Raw genomic sequence first — 7,256 nt, forward strand, 5'->3', positions numbered from 1 at the left:
CGCAAGAACATCCTGGTGAACGCGCTGGCGCCGCTGGCGGCCACGCCGATGACCACCACCATCCGCACCGACGAGAAATTCGCCGCGCAGATGCTGAACCGAATTCCGTTGCGCCGCTGGGCCGAACCGGACGAGGTGGCCGGTGCGTTCGTCTTCCTCGCCTCCGACGCCGCCTCCTTCGTCACCGGGCAGGTGCTGCCGGTGGACGGCGGCATGGTGATGTGATGATCATCGATCCGCAGGCGGCGGGCCCGCTCGCAGGGGTGACGGTGGTGGCGCTGGAACAGGCGGTGTCCGCGCCGATGTGCACGCGCACCCTCGCCGACTTCGGAGCCCGGGTGATCAAGGTGGAGAACCCGGACGGCGGCGACTTCGCCCGCTACTACGACGACGTGGTCGAGGGGCAGGCCGCGCATTTCGTCTGGGTCAATCGCGGTAAGGAATCGGTCACTCTCGACCTGAAATCGGCTGCGGGCGTAAATCTTCTGCATCGCCTGCTGGACCGTGCCGACGTGCTGGTCGCCAATCTCGCACCCGGCGCGCTCGATCGGCTGGGATTGTCGCCGGCGGAGTTGGACAGCCGGCACCCGGATCTGATCTCGCTGACCATCGACGGATTCGGCGCGGGCGGGCCGCTGTCGCACAAACGCGCCTACGACCTGCTGGTCCAAGCCGAGGCCGGAGTGTGCGCGGTGACCGGCACGGCCGGCGCGCCCGCCAAACCCGGGCCACCGGTAGCGGATGTGACCACGGGTCTGTACGCGGCGCTGTCGATCGTGGCCTCGCTGTGCGGGCGGCTGCGGCGCGGGCCGGGGCCGGGCACAGCGATATCGGTGAGCCTGTTCGACACCATGGCCGAGCTGATGGGCTATCACCTCACCTACGCCCGGCACAGCGGAATCGACCAGCAGCCGCTCGGCATGAGCTCACCCGCCGTGGCGCCCTACGGCGCCTACCCCACGGCCGACGGACAGACCGTGGTGCTGGGGACCACGAACGATCGGGAATGGCAGCGCCTGGCCCGCGACATCCTGCAACGCCCGGATCTGGCCGCCGACGAGCGCTTCCGCACCAATCCCGGCCGGGTCGCCCAGCGCGCCGACCTCGACGAGGCGATCGGAAGCTGGTGTGCGCGACACGATCTGGCCGAGATCCAGGCGGCCGCCGACGCCGCCGGCATCGGCAATGCGCGCTACAACCGGCCGAGCGAGGTCCTGGCCCACCCACAACTGTCCGAGCGCGGCCGCTGGCGCGGGATCGACACCCCGAACGGGCCGATCCCGTCCCTGCTGCCCCCGGCCGTGATCGAGGGCTATCACCCGCCGATGGGCGCGGTGCCGGGCCTGGGCGAGCACACCGATGCTGTCTTGAACGAAATCGGTTGCAGCGCAGAGGAGATCGAGCGGTGGCGAGCTGACGGCGCGATCGGACTCCGATACACCGGGACAGGTGCCGCCCATGCCCGATGATGCGGTTCTGCTGTGCACCGATCAGGCGGGTGTGCGCACCCTGACCTTGAATCGGCCACATCACAAGAACGCGATCGACGCCGCACTGTGGTCGGCGTTGGAGGACGTGCTGCGCGCCACCGCGACCGATCTCGACGTGCGGGCGGTGGTCCTCACCGGCGCGGGCGGTGAATTCTGTTCCGGCGCGGATATTTCCACGCCGGACAACACCCATCCGACCTATCGGATGCGGGCACTGACCGAGGTCGCTCTGGCCCTGCACGAACTGCCGATGCCGACCGTGGCGAAGGTGCGCGGCGTGGCCATCGGTGCCGGGTGGAATCTCGCGCTCGGCTGCGACTTCGTCGTCGCCACCCCGCACGCCCGGTTCTCGCAGATCTTCGCCCGGCGCGGCCTCTCCCCGGATCTGGGCGGCACCTGGCTGCTGCCCAAGATCGCGGGGCTGCAACAGGCGAAAAGACTTGCGCTGCTGGGCGAGACGATCGACGGCGAACAGGCGCGCGAGCTGAACCTCGTGACGTGGCTGTGCGACGACGCCCAGATCGACGCGTTCGTCGACGACCTGGCGGCACGGCTCGCGGCGGGCCCGCCGGTGGCGCTGGCCCAGACCAAGGCCCTGCTCAACGAGGGCGCCGACCGCAGTCTGCGGGAGGCGCTGGCCGGGGAGGCGCGGGCACAGGGCATCAATTTCGCCACCGCCGACGCACCCGAGGCCTTCGCCGCCTTCGCCGAGAAACGCCCACCCCGGTTCACCGGCCGCTGGACGGTGACCAGGCCGCCGATCCGCCGTACGGACCGGCCCGACAAGGAAAGTCGAACAGATGCGTGAGGTAGTCATCGCCGCGGCGGTCCGCACCCCGATCGGCAAACGCAACGGCGCCCTGGCCGGCATCCACCCCGCGGACCTGTCCGCGCTGGTGCTGACCGCGCTGGCCGAGCGCACCGGTCTGGATCCGGCCCTCGTCGACGACGTCATCTGGGGATGTGTCGCCCAGGTCGGCGACCAGTCCTCGAATATCGGCCGCTACGCGGTACTGGCCGCGGACTGGCCGGAAACCGTGCCCGGCACCACGATCAACCGCGCGTGCGGATCCAGCCAGCAGGCAGTCGATTTCGCCGCCGCCGTGGTCGGTTCGGGGCAGCAGGACCTCGTGATCGCCGGCGGTGTGGAGGTGATGAGCCGGGTTCCGCTGGGCTCGGCCCGCGCCACCGGCATGCCGTACGGGCCGAAAGCCCGTGCCCGCTATCACGATTTCTCCTTCGACCAGGGCATCTCGGCCGAACTGATCGCCGAGAAGTGGGGTTTCACCCGCACTCGTCTCGACGACTACGCCGCCCGCTCGCACGAACTGGCGGCTGCGGCCGTCGACCGCGGGGCCTTCGACGATCAGATCGTCGACGTGCCCGCCGGTACGGTCACGATCGGCGCCGACGAAGGCATCCGCCGCGGCACCTCCGCCGAGACGCTGGCCCGGCTGAAACCGGCCTTCCGTGCCGACGGCGTGATCCACGCCGGCAATTCGTCACAGATCTCCGACGGCGCGGCCGCGGTGCTGGTCACCACTCCGGACCGGGCGCGTGAACTGGGCCTGACCCCGCTGGTCCGCTATCGCGCGGGCGCGGTGACCGGCGCCGATCCGGTACTGATGCTCACCGGCCCGATCCCGGCGACGGAGAAGGTGCTGCGCCGGTGCGGGCTGTCGCTCGCCGAGATCGGAGTGTTCGAGGTGAACGAGGCGTTCGCACCGGTGCCGCTGGCCTGGCTGGCCGAAACCGGCGCCGACCTCGACCGGGTGAATCCGCTGGGCGGAGCCATCGCGCTCGGCCATCCGCTCGGCGCGTCGGGCGCGGTCCTGCTGACCCGCATGGTCCATCACATGCGCGACAACGGCATTCGCTACGGCCTGCAAACCATGTGCGAGGGCGGCGGTACCGCCAACGCCACCGTCGTCGAACTGCTGAACTGATCGGAGAACCGGCGTGCGCCGAGAACTGTTCACCGCCGACCACGAATCGTTCCGGGCACTGGCCCGCGAATTCATCGACAAACATGTGGTCGAGAACTACCCGGACTGGGAACGCGCCGGCCGGATGCCGCGCGAAATCTTCACGCGGCTGGGCGAATCAGGCCTGCTCGGCATCGCTATCCCCGAGGAGTACGGAGGAGCGGGGCTGCGCGACTACCGCTACAACGTGGTGCTGCAGGAGGAGGCCGCGCGGGCGCTGGTCACGCTGTCGACCGTGCGCACCCAGTTGGACGTGATCCTGCCGTACTTCCTCGATTACGCCGACGCCGGCCAGCGCGAGCGCTGGTTTCCCGGCCTGGCCTCGGGCCAGCTGCTGACCGCCATCGCCATGACCGAACCCGGCACCGGATCGGATCTGGCCGGGGTGCGGACCACCGCCGTCCGCGACGGAGACCACTACGTTCTCAGCGGAGCCAAGACGTTCATCACCGGTGGGCTGCTGGCCGATCTGGTAATCGTGGTGTGCCGGACCTCCACCGATCCGGACAACCGCCGGCACGGGCTGACACTGCTGGTCGTGGAGGGCGGCATGCCCGGCTTCGCTCGTGGCCGGGTGCTGGAGAAGATGGGCTGCAAGGTCCAGGACACCGTCGAGCTGTCGTTCGACGAGGTGCGGGTGCCGGTGGCGAACCGGCTCGGCGAGGAGGGTGCGGCCTTCGGCTACCTCGGCCACAATCTGCCCCAGGAACGGCTGACCGTCGCTGTCGGCTCGGTGGCGCAATCGCGCGCCGCGCTCACCGCGACCGTCGATTATGTGAAGCAGCGCAAGGCATTCGGCACGCCGGTCGCCTCGTTCCAGAACACGAAATTCGAATTGGCGGCCATGTCCGCCGAGATCGAGGCGGCCCAGACCATGCTGGATCGGGCGGTCGCCGACCTGGTCGACGGGGTGCTCTCCGGCGCCGACGCCGCCCGCGTGAAGCTGTTCTGCACGGAGGTGCAGGCCCGGGTGGTCGATCGCTGCCTGCAGTTGTTCGGCGGTTACGGCTACATGATGGAATATCCGATCGCGCGGCTCTACACCGATGCCCGGGTGGCGCGCATCTACGCCGGCACCAGTGAGGTGATGAAGACGATCATCGCCAAATCGCTGGCGTTGTAAGCGTTTTCGACACACGAACACCCGGCCGCGAAAGATCGGCGGCCGGGTGCGGTGCCGGCGTCAGTCCCCTTCGGGGGTATCGGTGTAGCGCTGCAGATAGAGCTGCTCACCCAGCGCGCCCAGCAGTGCGATCTCGGTTTCGAGGTAGTCGACGTGGCCTTCCTCGTCCTCGAGGATCGACTCGAAGATGCGGGCGGAGGTGACGTCGCCGCGTGAGCGCATCAGCTCGATCCCGCCGCGCAGCCGGGTCACGGCCTCCATCTCGATCTCCAGGTCGGCCCGCAACTGTTCCGGGACGGTCTGGCCGATCCGCAGCGGATTCAGCTTCTGGTAGTTCGGCAGACCGTCGAGGAACAGGATCCTATCGGTGAGGACCTCGGCGTGCTTCATCTCATCGATGGATTCGTGACGTGTGTGCCGGGCCAGCTTGGGGTAGCCCCAGTTCTCCTGCATCTTGGCGTGCAGGAAGTACTGATTGATCGCGGTGAGTTCGGCCGTCAACTGCTCGTTGAGCAGCGCGATGATTTCCTTGTCGCCATCCATGACGTGTGATCGTGGCACATATCACAGATCAGGGGAATGAGCGGGGTGCGTGTCGGTGTCAGGCAGCAGTCGGCTCGGCCGGTACGTCGGTGCGCGCTCGGCCTATCGCCTCGGCCAATCGGGCGGTGCACGAGCCGCAACCCGGCTTCCACCCGCAGGCCTTCTTCACTTGTTTGGTCGAACAGGCGCCGGCGGCGACGCAGGTGTGCACGTCTGCCTCGGAGACGGCGTTGCAGATGCAGATGTACACGGTCGGCCTCGGATTGCTCTGTACGACAATTGCGGGGTCGCTTCGGGAGGTAAGCCTCGCCTAAACAGGTAACCCTTGCCTAAGGTAGCACCCGGGGAGCGGGGGTTGTCAATGGGTCGGCACGGGTCGCGGACATGCCGCGTGCCGGGCGCCGCTCACCGCGCGACCGGCTGATCTTGCTCCGCCCTCGGCTGCCGGAACGTCTTGCGATAGGCGATCGGCGCGACGCCGAGCTGGGTGCGCAGGTGATGGCGCAGCGAGGCGGCAGTGCCCATACCGGACGCGCGGGCGACCTCGTCCACGGTGAGTGCCGTGGTTTCGAGGAGATGGCGGGCGTGGCGCATCCGCTGGTGCAGGATCCACGCGCCGGGCGCCGTGCCGGTCTCGGCCTTGAAGCGGCGGGTGAACGTGCGCACGCTCATGCGGGCGTGTGCGGCGAGGGTGGTGAGATCCAGATCCTCGCCCAGTCGCGCGAGGGCCCACTCCCGGGTCGCGGCGGTGCTTTCCGCGCCCGGATCGGGGACCTGCTGTTCGATGAACTGCGACTGCCCGCCTTCGCGCCACGGCGGTACGACGCAGTAGCGCGCGGCCCGGTTCGCGGCCGCGCTGCCGTGATCGGAGCGCACCAGATGCAGGCACAGATCTACCCCGGCCGCCAGACCCGCTGCGGTGCAGATATTGCCGTCCTCGACGAACAGCAGATCCTCGTCGAGCAGTACGGCGGGAAAAAGGGTGCGAAAGTCCGCCGCGTACTTCCAGTGCGTGGTGGCGCGGCGGCCGTCGAGGAGGCCGGCCGCGCCCAGGACGAAGGCGCCGGTACAGATCGAGACGATGCGCGCATCGGGCCGGATCGACGCCAGCGCGGCCGTGACCTCGGGTGGCAGGACGCCGTCATGGCGTGGACCCGGCATGGCCGTACCCGGGACGATCACGGTGTCGGCGCGACCCAGCAGCTCGGCGCCGTACTCCGGGGTGATGGTGTAACCGCTGGTGGACGGGATCGGGGACCGGTCCAGACCGCAGATCCGCACCTCGTAGAGATCGGTGCCGTCGTCGGCGGTGGCCGCGCCGAGCACGGTCGGCGGAATCGTCAGATCGAAGCCGACGATGGGCGCCAAGGCCAGCACGGCCACCAGATGCGGGTCCGGCACGGTCGCCTCCTCGTTGAGGACCAAGGGAATGGCTGAATCTTTACGCATTATGGCATTCAGGCCACTCGTCGGCGACCGCGCGATTCGGCACGCTCTTCCGGTGACCGAGATTCGCCTCACCGACCCCGCCCCTTCGCCACCGCCCGAGCGGCCCACGACGCGATTCGCGCGTAGTCCGCATCCGGCGTGGACCGTCGCCGCCGTCGGCTTCGTCGCGCTGCTGGGCGCGGCCGCGTTCCGCTCGGTGCCGAGCGTGCTGATGGATCCGCTGCACGAGGAATTCGGCTGGTCGCACGGCACCATCGGCGCCGCGGTTTCGGTGAATATGCTGCTGTACGGGGTGATTTCGCCGTTCGCGGCCGCGTTGATGGACCGGTTCGGCATTCGGCTGGTGGTGGCGTGCGCGTTGCTGCTCGTCGCCGCGGGCAGTGGGCTCACGGTCTTCATGACCCAGCCGTGGCAGTTGATGGCGACGTGGGGGCTGCTGGTCGGCATCGGCGTGGGATCGATGTCGATGCCGTTCGTCGCGACCATCACCGGACGCTGGTTCGTCCGGCACCGCGGCCTGGTCACGGGGGTACTGACCGCCGCCGGTGCCACCGGCCAGCTGGTGTTCCTGCCGCTCGTCTCGATGCTGGCCCGCGACCACGGCTGGCGGGCCCCGGCCCTGGTCGTCGCCGCGACCGCTCTGGCCGTGGTGCCGCTGGTGGTGCT

General features: G+C 69.1%; 9 protein-coding genes. 6 read left to right on the forward strand and 3 right to left on the reverse strand.

Going from position 1 to position 7,256, the window contains the following annotated elements:
• The 5 genes from RJ03_RS27840 to RJ03_RS27860 all read left to right on the forward strand — a co-directional run.
• On the forward strand, nt 1–225 hold a 225-nt coding region (locus RJ03_RS27840), incomplete at its 5' end, for an SDR family NAD(P)-dependent oxidoreductase (protein WP_036507849.1).
• Nucleotides 225–1,469, forward strand: coding sequence for a CaiB/BaiF CoA transferase family protein (locus RJ03_RS27845; RefSeq protein ID WP_036507852.1), 1,245 nt, complete (start codon nt 225–227; stop codon nt 1,467–1,469). The genes RJ03_RS27840 and RJ03_RS27845, both read left to right, overlap by 1 nt.
• Nucleotides 1,459–2,298, forward strand: coding sequence for an enoyl-CoA hydratase/isomerase family protein (locus RJ03_RS27850; RefSeq protein ID WP_036507855.1), 840 nt, complete (start codon nt 1,459–1,461; stop codon nt 2,296–2,298). Before RJ03_RS27845 ends, RJ03_RS27850 begins: the two co-directional genes overlap by 11 nt.
• Nucleotides 2,291–3,436 (forward strand): thiolase family protein, encoded by a 1,146-nt coding sequence (locus RJ03_RS27855; protein WP_036507858.1) that lies wholly within the window; start codon nt 2,291–2,293, stop codon nt 3,434–3,436. The genes RJ03_RS27850 and RJ03_RS27855 overlap by 8 nt, the downstream gene beginning before the upstream one ends.
• A gap of 13 nt (nt 3,437–3,449) precedes the next feature.
• Nucleotides 3,450–4,598 carry an acyl-CoA dehydrogenase family protein gene (locus RJ03_RS27860; protein ID WP_036507861.1) on the forward strand — a complete coding sequence of 383 codons (1,149 nt, stop codon included), beginning with the start codon at nt 3,450–3,452 and terminating at the stop codon, nt 4,596–4,598.
• 60 nt (nt 4,599–4,658) lie between these two features.
• On the opposite strand, the gene bfr is transcribed toward RJ03_RS27860, so the two are convergent.
• The 3 genes from bfr to RJ03_RS27875 form a co-directional block, all read right to left on the reverse strand.
• Nucleotides 4,659–5,141, reverse strand: coding sequence for a bacterioferritin (gene bfr, locus RJ03_RS27865; protein WP_036507864.1), 483 nt, complete (start codon nt 5,139–5,141; stop codon nt 4,659–4,661).
• 58 nt (nt 5,142–5,199) lie between these two features.
• Nucleotides 5,200–5,391: a (2Fe-2S)-binding protein gene (locus RJ03_RS36325; protein ID WP_083871380.1), complete on the reverse strand. Its 192-nt coding sequence runs from the start codon at nt 5,389–5,391 to the stop codon at nt 5,200–5,202.
• A gap of 155 nt (nt 5,392–5,546) precedes the next feature.
• Entirely contained in the window at nt 5,547–6,590 is a 1,044-nt protein-coding gene (locus tag RJ03_RS27875; protein ID WP_051025335.1) for a GlxA family transcriptional regulator, read from the reverse strand.
• Between the two features lie 52 nt (nt 6,591–6,642).
• On the opposite strand from RJ03_RS27875, the gene RJ03_RS27880 reads away from it, so the two are divergent.
• Nucleotides 6,643–7,256: MFS transporter (locus tag RJ03_RS27880; protein ID WP_245552403.1), on the forward strand; the 614-nt coding region annotated here is incomplete at its 3' end.

It is taken from the genome of Nocardia aobensis NBRC 100429 (assembly GCF_000308375.1).
GTDB lineage: Bacteria > Actinomycetota > Actinomycetes > Mycobacteriales > Mycobacteriaceae > Nocardia > Nocardia aobensis.

What these genes read in the sequence shown, in the direction of transcription:
- RJ03_RS27855 (WP_036507858.1), top strand. Translation starts at nt 2,291, where the DNA reads ATGCGTGAGGTAGTCATCGCCGCGGCGGTCCGCACCCCGATCGGCAAA.
- RJ03_RS27845 (WP_036507852.1), top strand. Translation starts at nt 225, where the DNA reads ATGATCATCGATCCGCAGGCGGCGGGCCCGCTCGCAGGGGTGACGGTG.
- RJ03_RS27850 (WP_036507855.1), top strand. Translation starts at nt 1,459, where the DNA reads ATGCCCGATGATGCGGTTCTGCTGTGCACCGATCAGGCGGGTGTGCGC.
- bfr (WP_036507864.1), bottom strand. Translation starts at nt 5,141, where the DNA reads ATGGATGGCGACAAGGAAATCATCGCGCTGCTCAACGAGCAGTTGACG.
- RJ03_RS27875 (WP_051025335.1), bottom strand. Translation starts at nt 6,590, where the DNA reads ATGCGTAAAGATTCAGCCATTCCCTTGGTCCTCAACGAGGAGGCGACC.